Source organism: Pseudomonas sp. S35 (assembly GCF_009866765.1).
Classification (GTDB): domain Bacteria; phylum Pseudomonadota; class Gammaproteobacteria; order Pseudomonadales; family Pseudomonadaceae; genus Aquipseudomonas.
Genome location: NZ_CP019431.1, coordinates 2,111,874 through 2,130,648, shown reverse-complemented (window position 1 = coordinate 2,130,648; position 18,775 = coordinate 2,111,874). Strand labels below are relative to the sequence as shown.

The 18,775-nt window shown below is 62.7% G+C and carries 17 protein-coding genes and 2 pseudogenes; 18 read left to right on the top strand and 1 reads right to left on the bottom strand.

The genetic code is table 11. The features are described 5' to 3' along the window. Positions 1–210 precede the first annotated feature (210 nt). From PspS35_RS09700 to PspS35_RS09665, 8 genes and pseudogenes are all read left to right on the top strand, one after another. Positions 211–516, top strand: coding sequence for a hypothetical protein (locus PspS35_RS09700; protein ID WP_159933915.1), 306 nt, complete (start codon positions 211–213; stop codon positions 514–516). 144 nt (positions 517–660) lie between these two features. Then, a pseudogene (locus tag PspS35_RS09695) lies at positions 661–1,872 on the top strand (DEAD/DEAH box helicase family protein); the annotation flags it as partial. Between the two features lie 617 nt (positions 1,873–2,489). After that, positions 2,490–4,193, top strand: coding sequence for a group II intron reverse transcriptase/maturase (ltrA, locus tag PspS35_RS09690; RefSeq protein WP_159933913.1), 1,704 nt, complete (start codon positions 2,490–2,492; stop codon positions 4,191–4,193). An 82-nt stretch (positions 4,194–4,275) separates the two neighbouring features. Beyond that, positions 4,276–5,355, top strand: a pseudogene (locus PspS35_RS09685) (C-terminal helicase domain-containing protein); the annotation flags it as partial. A gap of 139 nt (positions 5,356–5,494) precedes the next feature. Continuing rightward, positions 5,495–6,079, top strand: coding sequence for a PilL N-terminal domain-containing protein (locus PspS35_RS09680; protein WP_159933911.1), 585 nt, complete (start codon positions 5,495–5,497; stop codon positions 6,077–6,079). Beyond that, positions 6,076–6,723: a hypothetical protein gene (locus PspS35_RS09675; RefSeq protein ID WP_159933909.1), complete on the top strand. Its 648-nt coding sequence runs from the start codon at positions 6,076–6,078 to the stop codon at positions 6,721–6,723. The genes PspS35_RS09680 and PspS35_RS09675 overlap by 4 nt, the downstream gene beginning before the upstream one ends. 15 nt (positions 6,724–6,738) lie before the next feature. Beyond that, a complete protein-coding gene (locus PspS35_RS09670) occupies positions 6,739–7,464 on the top strand; it encodes a TIGR03759 family integrating conjugative element protein (protein ID WP_159933907.1) in 726 nt (241 codons plus the stop codon). Beyond that, positions 7,446–8,042 (top strand): transglycosylase SLT domain-containing protein, encoded by a 597-nt coding sequence (locus PspS35_RS09665; RefSeq protein ID WP_159933905.1) that lies wholly within the window; start codon positions 7,446–7,448, stop codon positions 8,040–8,042. Before PspS35_RS09670 ends, PspS35_RS09665 begins: the two co-directional genes overlap by 19 nt. 14 nt (positions 8,043–8,056) lie before the next feature. On the opposite strand, the gene PspS35_RS09660 is transcribed toward PspS35_RS09665, so the two are convergent. Continuing rightward, positions 8,057–8,929, bottom strand: a complete 873-nt coding sequence (locus tag PspS35_RS09660) for a LysR family transcriptional regulator (protein ID WP_159933903.1) — start codon at positions 8,927–8,929, stop codon at positions 8,057–8,059. 118 nt (positions 8,930–9,047) lie between these two features. On the opposite strand from PspS35_RS09660, the gene PspS35_RS09655 reads away from it, so the two are divergent. From PspS35_RS09655 to PspS35_RS09610, 10 genes are all read left to right on the top strand, one after another. Further along, positions 9,048–9,479: a DoxX family protein gene (locus tag PspS35_RS09655; protein ID WP_159933901.1), complete on the top strand. Its 432-nt coding sequence runs from the start codon at positions 9,048–9,050 to the stop codon at positions 9,477–9,479. A gap of 17 nt (positions 9,480–9,496) precedes the next feature. Then, positions 9,497–10,168, top strand: a complete 672-nt coding sequence (locus tag PspS35_RS09650) for a glutathione S-transferase family protein (protein WP_159933899.1) — start codon at positions 9,497–9,499, stop codon at positions 10,166–10,168. Positions 10,169–10,285: 117 nt separating this feature from the next. After that, positions 10,286–11,488: a pyridoxal phosphate-dependent aminotransferase gene (locus PspS35_RS09645; RefSeq protein ID WP_159933897.1), complete on the top strand. Its 1,203-nt coding sequence runs from the start codon at positions 10,286–10,288 to the stop codon at positions 11,486–11,488. Then, positions 11,485–11,994, top strand: a complete 510-nt coding sequence (locus PspS35_RS09640) for a DUF6190 family protein (protein ID WP_159933895.1) — start codon at positions 11,485–11,487, stop codon at positions 11,992–11,994. The genes PspS35_RS09645 and PspS35_RS09640 overlap by 4 nt, the downstream gene beginning before the upstream one ends. Next, positions 11,991–12,776: a dihydrodipicolinate synthase family protein gene (locus PspS35_RS09635; protein ID WP_159933894.1), complete on the top strand. Its 786-nt coding sequence runs from the start codon at positions 11,991–11,993 to the stop codon at positions 12,774–12,776. Before PspS35_RS09640 ends, PspS35_RS09635 begins: the two co-directional genes overlap by 4 nt. A 9-nt stretch (positions 12,777–12,785) precedes the next feature. Next, entirely contained in the window at positions 12,786–13,637 is an 852-nt protein-coding gene (locus tag PspS35_RS09630; RefSeq protein WP_174244794.1) for an iron-containing redox enzyme family protein, read from the top strand. 2 nt (positions 13,638–13,639) lie between these two features. Further along, on the top strand, positions 13,640–14,971 hold the full coding sequence (locus PspS35_RS09625) for a methyltransferase domain-containing protein (protein WP_159933893.1): 1,332 nt from the start codon (positions 13,640–13,642) through the stop codon (positions 14,969–14,971). A gap of 198 nt (positions 14,972–15,169) precedes the next feature. After that, positions 15,170–15,679, top strand: a complete 510-nt coding sequence (locus PspS35_RS09620) for an integrating conjugative element protein (RefSeq protein WP_159938013.1) — start codon at positions 15,170–15,172, stop codon at positions 15,677–15,679. A 4-nt stretch (positions 15,680–15,683) separates the two neighbouring features. Then, complete coding sequence (gene traD, locus PspS35_RS09615; RefSeq protein WP_159933892.1) at positions 15,684–17,876, top strand: type IV conjugative transfer system coupling protein TraD; 2,193 nt, start codon at positions 15,684–15,686, stop codon at positions 17,874–17,876. Beyond that, a complete protein-coding gene (locus tag PspS35_RS09610) occupies positions 17,873–18,622 on the top strand; it encodes a TIGR03747 family integrating conjugative element membrane protein (protein WP_159933890.1) in 750 nt (249 codons plus the stop codon). Before traD ends, PspS35_RS09610 begins: the two co-directional genes overlap by 4 nt. Positions 18,623–18,775: the final 153 nt, after the last annotated feature.

Sequence of the window (18,775 nt, the reverse complement as noted above, 5' to 3'; positions counted from 1 at the left end):
AGAAACACCATGCTCTCACGTCTGTTCCAGCGGCCTGCGCCGCAAAAGCAACCATTGTTCGCACCGGCCTCGTTGCAGTTGAGCGAGATCCAGCTTCCTGAAGAGCGCGACATGATCTGAAGGCAGCACATCGTCATCCCATCCACCTGTCGGAGCCACTTCACGCCGCCAGGGGTGTCATGGCTAAATGCCACATCAAGGAGGAGTCCCATGGCATCGCATCGCATCGAAACCTACTGCCGGGAGCTGCAGTTTCCCATCGGCGCACTCATCCTCAGCAAAGGCATCGACCGCATGGTCCGCTCTGGCCGTCTCGACCCGCTTCCGTACTTCCGTCGCCACGCCCGTGGCGATTGGGGTGAAGTCACCGAGGAGCAATGGCATGCCAACGGCATCGCACTGCAATCGGGTGCACCGCTGGAATCGCACTACGTGGTCCGCCCTGAGCTGAGCATTCGCATCGTCACCGATGCGGAGCGCCGTTTCACTCTCATCGTGCTGCCGTCCGAAGTCTGAGCACGTTTCACCAGCAGGCCGCAAGCGCCTGCGTTTTTCATCACCGTCGGCCGCGTGCCGATTGAAATCGATCTTCCCACCCTGGGGCATGCCACTGCCCCGATGGGGGGTGGTGCATGCCCCATTTTTCTTTGGAGCATCACCATGTCCCTCGATCTCGACACCACAGCCGCTGACGCGACGCCCGTGCAGGGCGAATTGCTCGACGCGGAATCTTCCCCTCTGACCCTGAGCCTTCAGGATTTCGTCACCGACTTCGGCGACGAACTGCTCGAATCCCTCAATCGTGCCAACCCGCCGGTCTATACGGGCCAGCCGCAAGCGCACCGTCAGCTCATCGTCGCCAGCCTCAAGCGCAAACTGTTTGAGGCCCAGGCCGAAGTCGTCCAGGCCGCCGCCGAGTTGCTGATCGATCGTGGCGAGCGCGCCGCGATCATCAACGGCGAAATGGGCTGCGGCAAAACGACCGTCGGCATCGCCACGGCCGCCGTGCTCAACGCCGAAGGCTACCGCCGCACCCTTGTTCTTTCGCCGCCGCATCTCGTTTACAAGTGGCGGCGCGAGATTCAGGAGACGGTGGCCGGCGCCAAGGTCTGGGTACTCAACGGCCCCGACACCCTAGTTAAGCTCATCAAGCTGCGCGAGCAGTTAGGTGTGCAGCCCACGGGCCAGGAGTTCTTCGTTCTGGGGCGCGTGCGGATGCGGATGGGCTTCCACTGGCGGCCCGTCTTCACCCGGCGGCGCACCCGCGACGGCGACGGCGACGGCGACGTGGCAGCCTGCCCGGACTGCGGCCATGTCATCACCAACCTCGACGGCGAACCGGTCAATCCGGTCGAACTCGAATCTGAGGAATACCGCAGGAAGTGCAGCCATTGCGCCGCGCCCCTGTGGACGCTGATCCGCCCGAGAACCCTGTCCGCTAGCGACCAGTCCTCGGCCGTCCTCAAAGCCTTGAAGCGCATCCCGACAATCGGGGAAGTCACCGCGCAGAAGCTCATGCAGAAGTTCGGTGACGGCTTTCTGGCATCGATGCTGGGCGACAACATCCATGAGTTCATCAACTTGATGGATGACCGCGGCGAGCTGGTCTTCTCCGACCGCCAGGCCACGCGCATGGAGCGTGCGATGGCGAACATGGAGTTCGGGTTTGGCGAGGGTGGCTATCAGCCGTCCGAGTTCATCAAGAGATACCTTCCTCAAGGTACGTTCGACCTACTCATCGCCGACGAGGCGCACGAGTACAAGAACGGTGGCAGCGCCCAGGGCCAGGCCATGGGCGTGCTGGCAGCAAAGTCCCGCAAGACGTTGCTGCTCACTGGCACGCTGATGGGTGGCTACGGTGACGACCTGTTCGTGCGACGTGAAGTCGCTTGATTCATTGCTTCACCGCTTCGGCGGCAGGAAGCCTGATGTTCCGTCATCAGTAGCCTATCGGTGCATGCGTGGTTGGTAACGACTGCGTGTGAAGCCACCGAGACAATGTAGACCGGCGCAAGCCAAGGGAATGCCGCGAGGCTGACCCTGCTACTGCGAGCATCAACGCGGTTGGGTCGCTAGGCTGGTTGGTATGGTTAACGCAAGTGAAGTGCTGATAAACGTCGTCACGTCTGATAGAGCCAAAGATGCTGACAGGCTCTTTCCCAAAATGGGGCTGTAGCTGGACATCCCTTTGAATAGTGGGGATGCACGGACATTCATAGCTACCGGCGAAAAGGCACAACCTAATCCGACCTTGTGAATCAAGTGAAACACGGTAAGCCCGTATCTCTGCCCCTCGGGGCAGGCAGACCGCAAGGAATGCTGTTGGAGGTGCGGGTAGAGGAATGTGGAGAAAGCGAATGCCGCTCTGTAATGGAGTGGATAGGGATTGAGCCGCAAGGCGACATCATCCCGCGCGAAAGCGAGCAGACTTCCACTTGGTCTTTCTCTACGAGAAAACTTGTCCAACCTTCTACAAGAGGGAAATGCAGATGACTACGCAAGAAATTGCTTGCGCGGGTGCGCCCTCACACGAATCGGTCACATGGCACAGCATCGACTGGGCCGCGTGTCACCGTGAAGTGCGAAGGCTCCAAGCGCGTATCGTAAAGGCAACACGGGAAGGGAAACACGGCAAGGTGAAAGCCTTGCAGTGGATTCTGACCCACTCGTTCAGCGGCAAAGCTTTGGCCGTCAGACGAGTCACCGAGAACCAAGGCAAAAAAACTCCGGGTGTGGATGGCATTACATGGTCTACACCGGAGGCCAAATCTCAGGCGGTCCAATCGCTGCGGCGGCACGGCTATCGGCCACTGCCGTTGAAGCGAATCTACATCCCGAAATCGAATGGCAAATTGAGGCCACTCGGGATTCCGACGATGAAGGATCGGGCAATGCAGGCGTTGTACTTGCTTGCGCTCGAACCAGTCTCGGAAACGACGGGGGATCTTAACTCCTATGGGTTCCGCCCCGCTCGTTCCACGGCAGATGCGATCGAACAATGCTTCGCTTTATTGGCAAAGAAAGATCGTGCTCAGTGGGTCTTTGAGGCAGACATCAAAGGCTGCTTCGACAACATCAGTCACGATTGGCTGTCCGAGAACGTCTCGATGGACTCGGCGGTGCTACGGAAGTGGCTGAAAGCGGGATACCTCGAAAGCAACGCTCTCTATCCAACGGAAGCGGGAACACCGCAAGGTGGCATCATCTCGCCAACGCTGGCAAACCTGGCCCTCGATGGTCTTGAACCTATGCTTCTTCGGCGGTACTTGAAGAAGAACTGGAACAAGCAGAAGGTCAACATCGTTCGGTACGCGGACGACTTCATCATCACCGGCGCAACGAAAGAAGTGCTGGAGCAAGAGGTTCGTCCGATGGTCGAGGAATTTCTGGCTGTACGGGGGCTCACACTCTCGCCAGAGAAGACCAAGATCACGCACATCGACGATGGGTTTGATTTTCTCGGCTTTAACGTACGCAAGTACGACGGCAAGCTTCTCATCAAGCCAGCCAAGAAGAACGTCTCGGCGTTCCTCGGCAAAGTCCGAGAGTTCGTAAAGGGCAACAAGGCACTCCGCCAAGACAAGCTGGTGAAGGCGCTCAACCCGATGATTCAGGGGTGGGCGAACTACCATCGGCACGTCGTGGCTCGCCGCACTTTCGAGCGCGTCAGGATGGAGATTTGGCAATGTCTGTCGCAGTGGGTAAGACGACGCCACCCGAACAAAGGAGCGCAGTGGGTACGGAAGAAGTATTTCCGGACCGACGGCTTCCGCGGATGGGCGTTCGCGATGGACACTGGGGAACGGCTCAGCAATGGGAAACCAAAGCTGGCCGCACTTCGGGACATTTGCGATACGAAGATTCGTCGGCACCGCAAGATCAAGGCTGATGCCAATCCGTTCGACCCGCAGTGGGAAACCTACTTTGAGCAGAGGTTCGGCTTCAAGTTAAAGGACTCGCTACAAGGACGGAAGAAGCTCATTCGGCTTTGGATGGAACAGGGCGGCAGGTGCCCGGTTTGCAGTCAACCCCTCACCGAAACCAGCGGGTGGCATGTCCATCATCTGGTCAGGCGGGTAGACGGCGGGCTGGACATCAACTCCAACCTGGTCATGGTGCATCCGAACTGTCATAACCAGATTCACGTCAATGGTCTCAAGGTGGTGAAGCCGGTTCGCGAAAGCGGGCTTTGAAAGGCTTGAGCCGTATGAGGGGAAACTCTCACGTACGGTTCTTAGGGGGGGATGGGCCAGCAATGGCCTGTCCCTACCCGACTACCTGCTGTTCCGAGCCCTTCCCGGGCGGATGATCGAAGACGGCTACCGCCCGACCACGAGCGGCAGCATGACCTCGGCCGCGATGGCGTTCATGCGCGATCACGGTGTTCTCAAGGACATCTATTCCGAGAGCACCGGCACGGCGCACAAGACTGCGAAAGGCACGAAAGTCAGTGTCAGAACGGTCAAGGCTCCGGGCTTCGGCCCCAAGGGTGTGCTGCGCTGCATCCTGCCGTTCACGATCTTCCTCAAGCTCAAAGACATCGGTGGCGACGTCCTGCCCCCGTATGACGAGGAGTTCCGTGAAGTCACGATGGACACGGCGCAGGCCGCGGCCTACCGCGACCTGGCGGGTCGGCTGACCACAGAGCTGAAGCAGGCTCTGGCGCGACGCGACACGACCTTGCTGGGGGTGGTTCTCAACGTGCTGCTGGCCTGGCCGGATTGTTGCTTCCGGTCGGAGACGGTGGTGCATCCGCGCACGCGCGACACCTTGGCGTTCGTCCCGGCTCAGTTCAACGAGTTCGAGATCAGCCCCAAGGAGCGTGAGCTGATCGACATCTGCAAGCAGGAGAAGGCGCAGGGGCGCAAGGTCCTGACCTATACGGTCTATAGCGGCAAGCGCGACACCACGTCACGCCTGAAGGTGCTGCTGGAGCAGGAAGGCGTCAAGGTGGCGGTACTGCGCGCAAGCGTGGATGCCAGCCGCCGCGAAGACTGGATCGCCGAGCAGTTGGACCGCGGCATCGATGTGCTCATCACCAATCCCGAGCTGGTCAAGACGGGATTGGACCTGTTGGACTTCCCGACGATCGTGTTCATGCAATCGGGCTACAACGTGTACTCGCTTCAGCAAGCGGCCCGCCGCTCCTGGCGCATCGGGCAGGAACAGCCCGTGCGAGTGATCTACCTCGGCTATGCAGGCTCCTCGCAGATGACCTGCCTGGAACTGATGGCCAAGAAGATCATGGTCTCGCAGTCCACCTCGGGCGACGTGCCTGAATCCGGGCTGGATGTCCTGAACCAAGACGGTGATTCCGTCGAGGTCGCATTGGCCCGGCAGCTTGTCGCCGCCTGACCATCTCCACTTACGGCCCTTCGGGGCCTTTTTTTTGAACCGCTACCAGCAAATCGGAAGAAGCGTGATTCGCATTGTTTGCTGTTGCACACCTCCTTAGCGGTAATGGTGAGGGCTCGATGTTTCAGGACGCCGAGCTATGTGCCCCTCTCCAACCTGGTTTCACCATCCCGAACGCCGCCTACTGGCGGGAATCCTCGGCCTGCTTTGTTCGGTGCTGGCTGGGGGCTGTGCGACGACCACGGCGCCGCATTCGCCCGATGCCATCGAGGAAGCCTCGCCCGCACCGGCCCCCGAGGCGCCGCAGCTCATTCCTGTCGTGCGCTATGGACGCTATACCCTGGTGGAACTAGCACCTATGGCGGCGCAACGCGATCTGCTGCTGCAGACCGTCGATGTTTCCATGCCTGGAGATGCCCGCGCCACGGTCGGCGACGGACTCCGGCACGTGCTCAAGCGTAGCGGCTACCAACTCTGCGAGACGGCGCATGCCGTGGCCGAGCTATACGCGCTGCCGCTGCCGGCGGCGCACCTGAATCTGGGCCCCATGACCTTGCGCGAGGCGTTGCTCACACTGGCCGGCCCAGCCTGGGAGCTGGACGCGAATGACCGCACGCGCCAAGTCTGCTTCGAGCAGGTCCACGGCGACGCTACCGCGCCGGTGTCCGAACCGCCTGCCGCCGACGCGGTACAGACGTTTCCCCTCGCGGGAGGTCAGTCATGAACAACACCTCACAGCCTTCCCGGCGAGCGACTGCCACCGTAGTCGTGCAAAGCCTGATCTGGCTTTGGCTGATCAGCCTGAGCGTCTTCATGGTCATGGGCTACCAGACGATGAACGACCAGACTGATCGGGAGCTGCTCGCGTCCCGTCTGCAACGCCTCGAAGCGCGGGTAACCGGGCTGGGCGAAACCACCCAGGCCTTACAGCAACGGCCCGCAGCCGCGACGGCCGCAGGCCTGCAAGATATCCGCCAGGCCCTGGATGCCCGCATCGCACATATCGAGCAGACGCTGTTCGGCCTTGCCTCCATAGACGACCTTCAGGCGCTACGCGCCGAGGTCGAGCAAATCAAGACGCGACAGGCGACGACACGTGCGGCTACGCCTGCGAAGCCGCGTTCGCAGAGCAAGCCCGCTACCGCCCAGCCTGAGCCGGCCCCGCTGCCGTTCCGCATCGTGGGTGCCGAGCTGCGTGCCGCCCAACGCAGCGTATCCGTCGCCCCGGCCGAGGGGGATTTCACCGCCGACCAGGTGCAGGTACTGCTGCCCGGCGATATGGCCGGTCCGTGGCGCTTGCAGGTCATCGAAGGAAACACCGCCGTGTTCCAGGCGGGCGAGCAGATCCGCCGCCTGGCGATTCCCTGACGCAGAGACCATGCGATGAAACACCCTCCCGTTCTCATCCTCTCGCTGCTGGCAGCGCTGCACCTTCCAGCTTCGGCCCAGCAGCCCGCCACGGCCCAGTCCCGTACCGCGCCCAGCCAAGAGCGGCCCCTGATGGGACGCGCCCTGGACGACCGTGCGGCCCGCGACTGGGGACTGCAAACTCCGGAATGGGCCCGCTACCGCGAGCTGATGGAGGGGCCACTCGGCATCTACTCGCCCAATCTGGATCCGCTATCGGCCCTGGGCATCGAGGCCCGCACCGACGAAGAGCGGCGGCACTACGCAGAGTTGCAGGTGCAAGTCGAAGCACGTCGCGTGGAGAAGCTGCTGGCGTATCAGCGCGCCTACGACGAGGCCTGGCAGCGCCTGAACCCCGGCATGCAGCGTGTAAACCTGCCCGACGACAAACCAAGCGCCACCGCCATGCGCGGCAGCGGCCGCACGGCGGTGTTCGTCAAGGACGGCTGCGCCGCATGCGGGCAGATCGTGCAGCGCCTGCAATCGTCCGGGGGCGAGTTCGATCTGTACATGGTCGGCAGCCGCCAGGACGACGCGCGTATCCGCGACTGGGCCAAGCGCGCCCAGATCGACCCTGCACGGGTGCGCAGTGGCAGCATCACGCTCAACCACGATGGCGGTCGCTGGCTATCGCTCGGAGTGCCTGGCGACCTGCCGGCTGTCGTACACGAGGTGAACGGCCAATGGCAGCGTCAGCCGTAGTCACTACTCCCCTCTTGCGGCCCCTGCGAGCAGTGGTGCTCTCTGCTGGCCTGTACGTCTGCGCAGCCCAAGCCCAGGAGGTTCCGCCACCGGCCTACCAACTTGCCGCGCAACGCGCTGGCATTCCCTCGACCGTGCTCTATGCCGTGGCCCTGCAAGAGAGCGGCGTCCGGCGCAAGGGGCGCATCGTCCCATGGCCGTGGTCCCTCAACGTGGCCGGCCAGTCACGCCGCTTCGCCACCCGCGCCGACGCCTGTTCCGGCTTGCAGCAGGCGATGCGCTCCACGCGGCACACGCGCATCGACGCCGGCCTGGGCCAGATCAACCTGGGCTACCACAAGCACCGCTTCACCAGCGCGTGCGACCTGCTGGACCCGTACCGAAACCTCGCGATCGCCGCCGATATCCTGAAGGAGCAACACGTCACCGGCGAAGACTGGCTGCTCGCGATCGGTCGATACCACCGCCCCGCAGGCGGCGAGCCTGCCGCCCGCTACCGGCGCAGCGTAAGCCAGCGCCTGGCGAGAATTGTCGGCGAATCACCACCAAACATTGTTAGCGGGAGGCAGGACCCTTGAGCCCGCGACCAGGATCAGAGCTTCAGAGCAGCGCCAAGATGCCTGAAGACGGCCGAGACTCGGCGCAGATGCCGCGACTCCTGATGTGTCAACACCCAGAGATCGGTCTGGCACTCGTCGATCACTTCGGTGATCTGCTGAAGATCAGAGCGGCCTTTGGTGAGAAACAGCGGCAGGATGCCTATCCCCATGCCCTGGGCGACCAGTTCCATGACCGTGAGGATACTGTTCACCTTGTAATGGGGAGCCACCTTCGCGAAGTGCTTCTTGCGCCACACTACAGAGGGATGGTCGGGCAGCGCGTCATCTGGCGCAATCCACCGGGCCTTGCCGGCCTCAACGTCCTCGTAACTGTTCACCCTCCCATGCCGCGCGGCGGTGAACATGGCCACCCGGATAGGGCCGATGCATTTTCCCACCAAGTAGTCGGGCGGCTGCTTCGTGGCGCGCACGGCGATGTCAGCATCCCGCCGGGTCAGACTGACAAGCTCGTTACCCGAGTGCAGTTCGTAGGTGAGCAAGGGATGCGTAGCTTCGAGCGCCTGCAGCGCTGGTGCGACCAGCCCATGCAGCAACGTGTCGGTCGTCGTGATCCTTACGGTACCAGCCACTTGCTCGGGCGTCATTTGCGCGACGGATCGGGCCGACTCCACCTGCACTTCAACCTGCTCCGCGTGTTCGGCCAGCGCCAGCGCCATCTCGGTGGGCTGGTATCCGCTGCGCGTGCGCTCAAACAGTCGCCGCTCAAGCCCGCGCTCGATGCGCTGGAGATTGCGAAACACCGTGGAACTGTCCAGGCCCAGCCGCTCTCCAGCCTGGGCCAGGGTACTGGTGCGCGTGAGTGTCAGGATCGTCTCTAGGTCGGCCGCGGTGATTTTGTATTGCATCCCCATTCCTTCTCCCCCATTGCGTTTTTGCATTCCGTTGTTGAATAAACGCCTATTCAATAAGCAGCAACGCAATAGTACCGTTTTGCTATCTGCAACTCTATGAAAGCGAAACCTGATGAACCAATCCACTTCACTCAATCCAACGTCCAGCCAATACGGTGCCTTCCTGCTTCGCTTGGCTCTTGGCGTGATGTGGATCGCCCACGCGTTGCTCAAATGGTTTGTATTCACCCTGCCGGGCACGGCGCAGTACTTCGAGAGCATTGGGTTCCTCGGCTCTCTGGCCTATCCGGTCTTCCTTGCCGAGTTGCTCGGCGGCATCGCGCTCGTACTTGGCCTTTACGCCCGGCAGGTGGCGCTGTTGCTGGTGCCCCTCATGGCCACCGCCGCATGGGTGCATGTGCCTAACGGCTGGGCGCATACCAGCGCGGGCGGCGGCTGGGAGTACCCGGTGTTCCTGATCATCGCCTCACTCTCGCTCTGGTTGATCGGGGATGGCACCTGGGCACTACGACGCAGTGCGCGCCTAGCGCCCCGTGCAAATTGAAGCGAAGGAGCCACGTCATGACACCCCACTATTTGCTCGTCAGCCACGCCCTTTGCCCTTATGTCCAACGCGCAGCCATCGTCCTGACCGAAAAGGATGTGACCTTCGAGCGCCAGGACATCGACTTGGGCAACAAGCCGCAATGGTTTCTGGAGCTGTCGCCGCTGGGCAAGACACCGGTGCTGGTCGTCGATGGCACGCCCATCTTCGAGTCCGCCGTCATCTGCGACTACCTGGACGAAACGATTGCGCCGCGTCTGCATCCGGAGGCTCCGCTCGAACGCGCCCAGCACCGCGCGTGGGTCGAGTTCGGCTCTGCGCTGCTGAACGCCGTTTGGGCGTTCTATGCCGCGTCGGATGACCCCACGCTGCTGGCTAAGGCCAAGGATCTGCGCAACCGCTTCGAGCAGCTCGAAGTCACGCTCGACACGGGCCCTTACTTCGCCGGCGAGCATTTCAGCATCGTCGATGCCGCGTTCGGCCCGGTGTTTCGCTACTTCGACGTGTTCGAGACCATCGGCGACTTCGGTTTCTTCACCGATCTGCCGAAGGTCACCGCATGGCGCATGCAACTGGCGCAGCGACCATCTGTCCAGACGGCCGTCAAGATCGACTACCCACAACGGCTGCGTAAATTCCTGCTTGATCGAGGGTCTGCGCTATCCCGGCGCATCGACGCCCAAACCTAGCCATTAGCAAACACCGCTCTCCCCCCGCTTCCCTGATGCAACCTTCCGCTGGTTTCCGCCAGCGGCAGGTCGAGTTTTGCTTCAACCAAAACCATAAACAGCTACAAGGAAGATCCCATGAGCTTGACCGTCGCCACACTGCCATCCACCCAACTGGACACCGTCCTTGCCAAGGCTGACATCACCCAGCACGAGATCGCCGCGCTGCGTACCCGCTACAACCTTGCGGATGCACATACCCATCAGAATCAGAGTCCGACCCAACGCAAGATCGTCGAGAGCCTGCCCAAGCTCTGGTACGAAGCAGCAGGACAAAGCCAATACCAGAGCGAGCAGGATTTCATCTCGGCGTTCTACAGCCTTCATGGGCAACACCGGGCCCTGAAACGCAGCGACGACATCTATCTGGTCTACGCCGCGTCCATCGCCATGCACATCACCGCGACCTATCTCCAGCAGAAGGGCCTGCGGGTCGGCCTGATCGAACCCTGTTTCGACAATCTCCACGATTTGATGAAGCACATGCGCGTCCCCATGGTGCCGCTGGGCGAGGAATTGTTTGCATCGCCGCAGGGCATCTACGGCAACCTGGTTGCACGGGCGCAGAGCATCGATGCCGTGTTCCTGGTCGACCCGAACAATCCAACCGGTACCAGCCTGCTGCATCCCACGGATCATGCCTTTCGGGAGGTCGTGCGCTTCTGCGTCGAGCACGACAAGCTGCTCATCCTCGACCTATGTTTTGCCGCATTCATCCTCGCCTCCGGCCAGATCCGGCCGGACGTCTACGCCATTCTGGAAGACTCCGGGGTGCGCTACATCGCCATGGAGGACACCGGCAAGACCTGGCCGCTGCAAGATGCCAAGTGCGCCACGCTCACCACGAGCCGCGACCTCAAGGCTGACATCTACCCCATCGTCACGAGCGTCCTGCTGAACGTGTCGCCTTTCGTGCTCAAGCTGGTCACCGAGTATGTGCGGGACAGCGCCGCCGATAGTTTCGCCTCCGTGCGCGAGCTTCTCGACGAAAACCGCGAGCTGGCCCGCCAGCAACTTGATGGCGGCCTGTTGCGCTACCTGCCGCCTGCTGTGAGGACCAGCGTGGCCTGGTTCGAGATCACCGATCCAGCCTGGACTGCCGACGCCCTGCAGGCCCATCTGCTCGACCGCAACATCTACGTGCTCTCGGGCAAGTATTTCTACTGGAGCAACCCGCAGAAGGGACAGCGCTACATCCGCATCGCGCTCGCGCGCGAAACGCCGTTATTCGCTTCGGCCATCGACGCCATCCGCAGTGCGGTGCAGGAGCTGGAACAATGACTGACAGTCCGCTGTTCATCGACGCCTCCTTCTTCCTCGGCATGCACGACAGCGACGAACTCCGCCGACGCCGCTCGCTGACGTACTTTACCCGGCACCTGGCTGCGCGACCGCGCATGAACTACGAGCAGATCGGCATTTGCGACGCCGTTATCTGGTTGCAAAGCCGCGAGGCCCAAGATCTGTACTACCCGTTCATGGATCGGCTGCACAGCGACATGGCTATCCAGCGCGAGGGATACCGCTACGACGAGATTCAGCTGGCGCTTTCTCACCGGGAACTCAATGCCCTGGCGCCAGAGCAGGCGTTGCTGGTCGCCCAGGTGCTTCAGAGCCAAGGCTGGCTGGCGACGCACGATCCGGTGCTGGCAGCCCTGCAGTGCCTGCAGGGTCGGCTATGGCAAGCCGGGGACACGCTGCAGCAGCCGCACTTCCCGGACGGATTGCAAACCCTCTACGAAGCATCGCGGGCATTCACCTACACCGGGAGGCAGGCGGGTATATGACACATCAAGTTTTGGTTCCGCTGGTCACCCCGATCAGCGCCGAAGGAGACGTCTGCCGCGCTAGCGTCGCACGCCTGGTGCGCTCGCTGCGACACGGTGTCGATGGCTTCATCGTGTGCCTGACCTCGGGCGAAGGCTGGCTCCTGAATGAGCGGCAATGGCGCGCTATGCTCGAAGCCACGCTAGAACAGGCGGGCTCCCTGCCGGTCGTGGCCGGCATCGAGCGTGCGACGACGGATGCGGTGCTGGCCTATGCCCAGCAGGCGCAGCAATCGGGTGTGGCGGGCATCATGCTGACCTCGCCGTTCGGCAGCTTGGTCGATCAGGCCGCCATCCTGACGCATTATCGCGAAGTGCATGACGGCATCGACCTCGACATCCACATCTACAACGAGTCCAGCCTGTCCGGCAACGAGACGTCCGTCGATACGCTGCTGGCCATTGCGGCGCTGCCGCGGGTCGTCGGCATCAAGGATTCCGCCGAGGAGCCGCGTAGCCCGCAGCAGATCAACGCGCTGCAGGCTCACGGCCTCAAGTACTACCTCGGCTGGGAGCGGCACCTCGGCGCCGGGCTACCTGCCGATGGCTGTGTCGTCTCCCTCGCCAACCTTGAACCGGCGTTGTGCCGGATTGCAATGATGAGCGAGGGCGATGCGCTGCGCGCCGAAGTAGCCCGGCTGACCGGCATTTACTCGCTGCTTAGCGAGGACTGGTACGCGCACATCAAACAGGAACTGTTCGATCGGGGGGTCATCGCCTCCCCACATGCCGTTGGACACTGAGGGGGCGACATGCACAGACCGACCCAGCTGAACCTGTACCTTACCAACCGCGCGCGGCTGCAAGCGCCCTGGTCCCAGCGAGGAGCCATCGATGCCTTCGAGCGTGACTGGATCGCGCAGCGGATGAGCGAACTGGGCGAGTTATCGCCGCCCGGCTCCCTGGCCGAGCTGAAAGCCGCCATGAAGGCGCAGATCGAGGCCGAGCAACAGGCGCCGCACGACAGCGAAACCTATGTGGCCAACCACATGCCGCTCGGCGAGTTCCGCACTCTGGTGCAGGAATTTGCCGTCGATGGACTGACCGAAGCCCAGGTGTTCTATTACGTGCTGCCCCGCCTGCCGTTGGAGGCGCAGATGCCGCTTCTGCGCATCATGATCGACGAGTTCGGTTCGGGAAACATCAAGCGGGCGCACACCACCCTCTACATCAAGCTGCTGCACGAACTCGGCATGCCGACGGCGCTGGCGCACTACCAGGAGTGCATCGGCCCATCTAGCTTCGAGTTCGTCAATCTGTTCTTCTGGCTGGCGCTGCGAGCCGACGATGCCTCCTACTTCGCCGGAGCGCTTACCCATCTCGAAACCGTGATTCCCTCGTTCTTCGAGTGCTATGCCGTCGCTTGCCAGCGACTGAACATCCAGGCCCACGCCTACTACACCGAGCACCAGCACATCGACGGCTTCCATGCCATCGAGGGCCAGCGGCTGCTCACGGCGATGAACGCCACCGGCGTGCTCGACCCGGCCAAGGCCTACTGCGGCGCGCTGCTGGCCAGCCATATCACCGATCGCGCATTCCGAGAGGCCGTTGCCAAGGCACGGCACGCCACCGAACAGCACGCTTGCACGACCGGAGGCTAGTCATGGAGCGAGACGACTACGAAGAGCACGGGCACTTCGAGATCGCTATTGGCGACCGCCAATACCGCGTGCCTCACCACTGCCCGCACCGCGCGGGACGGCTCCAGCACGGACTCGTCAACAAGGCGCGCAAGACGATCACCTGTCCCTTGCACCATTCGGTCTTCTGCCTGGAATCAGGCGCGCAGATCGCCGGCCCCGAGTGCGGGCCCCTGGACGTCAAGGTACAACCCATCCCCGGCACCGCCCGAAAGGACGCCATCACGGCCAGCACCCGCCGACCAGCGACTCCACCGCTCAACGAGGACAACACGATGCACTACAGGGCCGAGCAGTTGTGGACGCCGTTCTCCGAGTCAGTGCAGGGCTGGGATGATGCCTTCCACGACCTCATGCTGGGCGACCGGCTGCGCATGGCGGCCTACCGCCGCGCCATCTTCGACGTGGTGCGCCCCGGAGATCAGGTCATCGACCTGGGCACCGGCACCGGCATCCTCAGCCAATGGGCGCTGGAGGCAGGCGCGGCGCGGGTGGTCGGCATCGAAATGAACGCTGACATCCTCGCACTGGCGGTGCGCCGCCTGGATCAAGCAGGATACCGGCATCGCTTCGTCCCGATCAACCGCCTGTCCTACGACATCATCCTCGACGCGCCTGCGGACGTGCTCATCTCCGAGATCATGGGGAACCTGGGGGACAACGAGAACTGCCAGCCCATTCTGCAGGACGCGATCCGACGTTTCCTCAAGCCCGACGGACGCATCCTGCCGCTCGCGGTGTCCTCGTACCTGGTGCCGGTGGCGGCCATCAGCGCACACCAGGATCTGTGCACCGGACAGGTCAACAGCCTGACACCGCGCTACGACATCGGCGAGCTTTACCGTCAGCGCGACATACGCTCGCCCTTCGACCTCTACTACGACTGCATCCTGCCGGACGGCCTGTATCTCAGCGAACCGCAATCGCTGTGCCGCTATGAGGGCCGGTGGAACCAGCCGGCTACCTATGCGCACGAGCTGTCGTGCACCCTGCATTCGGATGGGCTCCTGACCGGTTTCAAGGGCTACTTCGTCGCGCAGCTCTCGACAGACACCGTGCTGGACATCTCCGGCAGCAACATCGCCGCTGGCGATACTTCCGATAGTTGGAAGCATGCCTTCCTGCCGATCGAAACCCCCATCGCGGTGCACCGCGGAGATGTCCTGAAGATGACGTTCAGCCGCTGGCGGCCCGATGAAGACCCGACCGCCTTCCATCAGACATATGCGTGGCGCGGAGTGGTCGAGCGAGGCGCCAAGGTCGTCGGCGAGTTCGCCCAGCAGACCGGGGGGTAGCCGAGCTTCCCAGGGCCGTGCCCGTTGAAAAACGGGCACGGCGCACATCCCATTCCTTGCTGATCCTGTTTGCTCATGGCGTGAAGGTAGTTGCTCCCTGAATCAAGGAGCAGCTTCGTGTCCCGCACCGCCCCTGTCCCAACGATCCGGCCCATCAGCGGCCCGCCATTTCCCCGCAGGCTCCAGCCTGCTGTCGCAGTGCTGGCGGCGCTCCTGGCATCACATGGCGCCAGCGCGCAATCCACGCCGCTGGTCGTCGTGGAAGACCGCGGTGGTACTTCTGCGCTGTCGTACTACGAAGCGCTCAACCTCCAGCCGCGGGTCAATGGCGCGGCGCGGTCGCCCATCCCGACGCTCCAGGCTCCCGCGACACCCGCGGACGAGGCCGCGATGCTGCCGGTGCGCAGCGCCAAGCTCACGCCCGGTACCGTCACGCGGCGGGTGATCGAGGCACCGGGCCTGCGGCCTTTCGTGGTCGTCGGCGACGACAAGGCTTCCCAGGACTGGCTGCGGCGCCACGCGACCTCGCTGCGTGAGCGCGGCGCGGTCGGATTGGTGGTCAACGTCGAGACCGCGCAGGCCTTGGCTCAGCTGCGCGCACTGGTGCCCGACGTGCCAATGGCACCCGTGTCCGGCGACGATCTGGCCGAACGTTTGGGTCTGCGGCACTACCCGGCGCTGATCACTGCCACCGGCATCGAGCAATGAAGCCATGTCGGGGAAACAGCCTGTCGAGGTTCTGCTTCGCCCCGCCGTGGAGCTATACACCGTCGCGGCGTGTGCGGGTGCCGCGTTTCTGTCCCTGGTGGCCCCGTGGTCGCTCGCGCTGAGCCCGGCAATGGGCGTTGGCAGCGCGCTCGCGTTCGGCGCCTACGGCGCCATCCGCTACCGCGATGCCCGCATCATCCTGCGCTACCGGCGCAACATTCGCCGCCTGCCGCGCTATGTGATGACGAGCAAGGACGTGCCAGTCAGCCAGCAGCGGCTTTTTATCGGCCGGGGCTTTCTGTGGGAACAGAAACACACCCATCGGCTGATGCAGACGTACCGGCCGGAGTTCCGCCGCTACGTTGAACCGACACTCTTATACCGACTGGCAAGGCGCCTGGAAGAACGACTGGAGTTTGCGCCGTTTCCGCTTTCGCGCCTGCCCAGGCTCACGGGCTGGGATGCGCCTTTCAATCCGGTCCGGCCGCTGCCGCCCGTGGGCGGCCTCCCACGGCTGCATGGCATCGAACCGGAGGAAGTGGACGTCAGTCTGCCGCTGGGCGAGCGTGTCGGGCACTCCCTGGTGCTGGGCACGACGCGTGTGGGCAAGACCAGACTGGCCGAATTGTTCATCACCCAGGACATCCGCCGCAAGAACGCCGCAGGCGAGCATGAAGTCGTCATTGTCATTGACCCCAAGGGCGATGCCGATCTCCTGAAGCGGATGTACGTGGAGGCCAAGCGCGCGGGCCGCGAAGGCGAGTTCTATGTTTTTCACTTGGGATGGCCGGAGATTTCCGCGCGCTACAACGCCGTAGGGCGCTTCGGGCGCATCTCGGAAGTCGCCACCCGCGTTGCCGGCCAGCTCTCCGGCGAAGGCAACAGCGCGGCTTTCCGCGAGTTTGCATGGCGCTTCGTGAACATTATCGCGCGCGCTCTGGTGGAACTGGGACAGCGCCCGGACTACATGCTGATCCAGCGCCACGTGATCAACATCGACGCGCTGTTCATCGAGTACGCCCAGCACTACTTCGCGAAGACGGAGCCAAAGGCGTGGGAACTAATCGTCCAGATCGAGGCCAAGCTCAACGAAAAGAACATCCCCCGCAACATGATCGGGCGCGAGAAACGTGTGGTGGCGCTGGAACAGTACCTTTCCCAGGCGCGCAACTACGACCCGGTGCTGGATGGCCTGCGCTCAGCTGTGCGGTACGACAAAACGTACTTCGACAAGATCGTCGCCAGCCTCTTGCCACTGCTTGAAAAGCTCACCAGCGGCAAGATTGCGCAGCTCTTGGCGCCGAACTATTCCGACCTGGCAGACCCGCGGCCAATCTTCGATTGGATGCAGGTGATCAGGAAGCGTGCCGTGGTCTATGTGGGCCTGGATGCATTGTCCGACGCAGAGGTCGCCGCGGCAGTCGGAAACTCCATGTTCAGCGACTTGGTATCGGTTGCTGGGCACATCTACAAGCACGGGATCGATGATGGCCTGCCAGATGCGTCGGCCAGCGCACGGGTGCCTATCAACATCCACGCCGACGAGTTCAACGAACTGATGGGTGACGAGTTCATACCGCTCATCAACAAGGGCGGCGGGGCCGGGCTGCAAGTCACGGCGTACACGCAGACGCTCTCCGACATTGAAGCCCGCATTGGCAACCGCGCGAAGGCCGGCCAAGTCATCGGCAACTTCAACAACCTGTTCATGCTGCGAGTTCGGGAGACGGCTACCGCCGAATTGCTGACCCGGCAACTGCCGAAGGTCGAGGTCTATACCACGACCATCGTCTCGGGCGCGACCGACAGTTCAGACATCCGTGGTGCGACCGACTTCACGTCCAACACCCAGGACCGCATCAGCATGTCCAGTGTGCCGATGATCGAGCCATCCCACGTGGTCGGTCTGCCCAAGGGGCAGTGCTTCGCGCTTCTGCAGGGCGGCCAGCTCTGGAAGATCCGGATGCCGCTGCCGGCACCGGCACCCGATGAGGTCATGCCGCAGGATCTCCAGCAGTTAGCGGGCTACATGCGCCAAAGCTATACCGATGCTACCCAATGGTGGGATTTCACCAGTTCCCCGGCATTGCAGGATGCAGCCTTGCCCGACGATCTGCTCGAGGATCCCGCGCCCGAGGCGGTCGATTTTGTCGCGACGGCCACCAGCGACAGCGCCGGTAACGAAGCCTCGCCATGAAAGATGCCGCCTCGACCGCGCAGCGCGAGCAGAACCAGAGCCAAGGCCTGATCGTCGGCACCATCACGTTGCCGTTCCGGCTGCTGGGGGTGCTGATCGGCTCGCTGCTGTTCTCCATCGTGGTGGAGTGCGTCGGCATGCACTTGTTCTGGAAGGACGAGGGCTGGCGCCATTCCCAGCAAATGTTGCAATACGAGCTGCACCACCTGTCCAGCCACTTCACGCGCAGCGTCGTCGTGCAGGAGACGGGGCGCACGGCACACGAACTGGTGGATACCGGCTACGAATGGGTGTTCGTGCGTTCGGGGCTGCTGGAGCGCATGAGCCTGACTGCTGAGCGTGCCCGCGCGCCCAGCCACGGGCAGACGCGCAACTTTCGCTACTACATTAGCCAGGTCTATGTCTGGACCGAGAGCTACCTGATTGCCTCGGCTTTCACGACGCTGACCTTTCTTGTGCGAGTGCTGGTCCTGTTGCTCACGCTGCCGCTGATCTTCACGGCAGCGTTCGTCGGGCTGATCGACGGCCTGGTGCGGCGCGATGTGCGCCGGTTCGGCGCGGGCCGGGAATCGGGCTTCATCTACCACCGCGCGAAAGCCAGCCTGATGCCGCTGGCCGTGCTGCCCTGGGTCACGTACCTGGCGTTGCCGATCTCGGTGCATCCGCTTCTGATTCTGCTTCCGAGCGCCGCCTTGTTGGGAGTGGCCGTGAGCCTGACCGCAGGCAGCTTTAAAAAGTACCTGTAGCTACATTGTTCTGAACGCCTTGTCTTCATCCGGACCACCATAACGCTGTAGCCGCACTGCGCACTCAATCAGCACGATCCGTGCGAGGTAGGCGGCATACTGGCGCTCTGCGGCGAATGATTCCAGTCTGTCGTAGTGTGTGCCATGCAGTAT

Coding starts and splice junctions, on each gene's coding strand:
- PspS35_RS09700 (WP_159933915.1), top strand. CDS start 211: ATGGCATCGCATCGCATCGAAACCTACTGCCGGGAGCTGCAGTTTCCC.
- ltrA (WP_159933913.1), top strand. CDS start 2,490: ATGACTACGCAAGAAATTGCTTGCGCGGGTGCGCCCTCACACGAATCG.
- PspS35_RS09680 (WP_159933911.1), top strand. CDS start 5,495: ATGTGCCCCTCTCCAACCTGGTTTCACCATCCCGAACGCCGCCTACTG.
- PspS35_RS09675 (WP_159933909.1), top strand. CDS start 6,076: ATGAACAACACCTCACAGCCTTCCCGGCGAGCGACTGCCACCGTAGTC.
- PspS35_RS09670 (WP_159933907.1), top strand. CDS start 6,739: ATGAAACACCCTCCCGTTCTCATCCTCTCGCTGCTGGCAGCGCTGCAC.
- PspS35_RS09665 (WP_159933905.1), top strand. CDS start 7,446: ATGGCAGCGTCAGCCGTAGTCACTACTCCCCTCTTGCGGCCCCTGCGA.
- PspS35_RS09660 (WP_159933903.1), bottom strand. CDS start 8,929: ATGCAATACAAAATCACCGCGGCCGACCTAGAGACGATCCTGACACTC.
- PspS35_RS09655 (WP_159933901.1), top strand. CDS start 9,048: ATGAACCAATCCACTTCACTCAATCCAACGTCCAGCCAATACGGTGCC.
- PspS35_RS09650 (WP_159933899.1), top strand. CDS start 9,497: ATGACACCCCACTATTTGCTCGTCAGCCACGCCCTTTGCCCTTATGTC.
- PspS35_RS09645 (WP_159933897.1), top strand. CDS start 10,286: ATGAGCTTGACCGTCGCCACACTGCCATCCACCCAACTGGACACCGTC.
- PspS35_RS09640 (WP_159933895.1), top strand. CDS start 11,485: ATGACTGACAGTCCGCTGTTCATCGACGCCTCCTTCTTCCTCGGCATG.
- PspS35_RS09635 (WP_159933894.1), top strand. CDS start 11,991: ATGACACATCAAGTTTTGGTTCCGCTGGTCACCCCGATCAGCGCCGAA.
- PspS35_RS09630 (WP_174244794.1), top strand. CDS start 12,786: ATGCACAGACCGACCCAGCTGAACCTGTACCTTACCAACCGCGCGCGG.
- PspS35_RS09625 (WP_159933893.1), top strand. CDS start 13,640: ATGGAGCGAGACGACTACGAAGAGCACGGGCACTTCGAGATCGCTATT.
- traD (WP_159933892.1), top strand. CDS start 15,684: ATGTCGGGGAAACAGCCTGTCGAGGTTCTGCTTCGCCCCGCCGTGGAG.
- PspS35_RS09610 (WP_159933890.1), top strand. CDS start 17,873: ATGAAAGATGCCGCCTCGACCGCGCAGCGCGAGCAGAACCAGAGCCAA.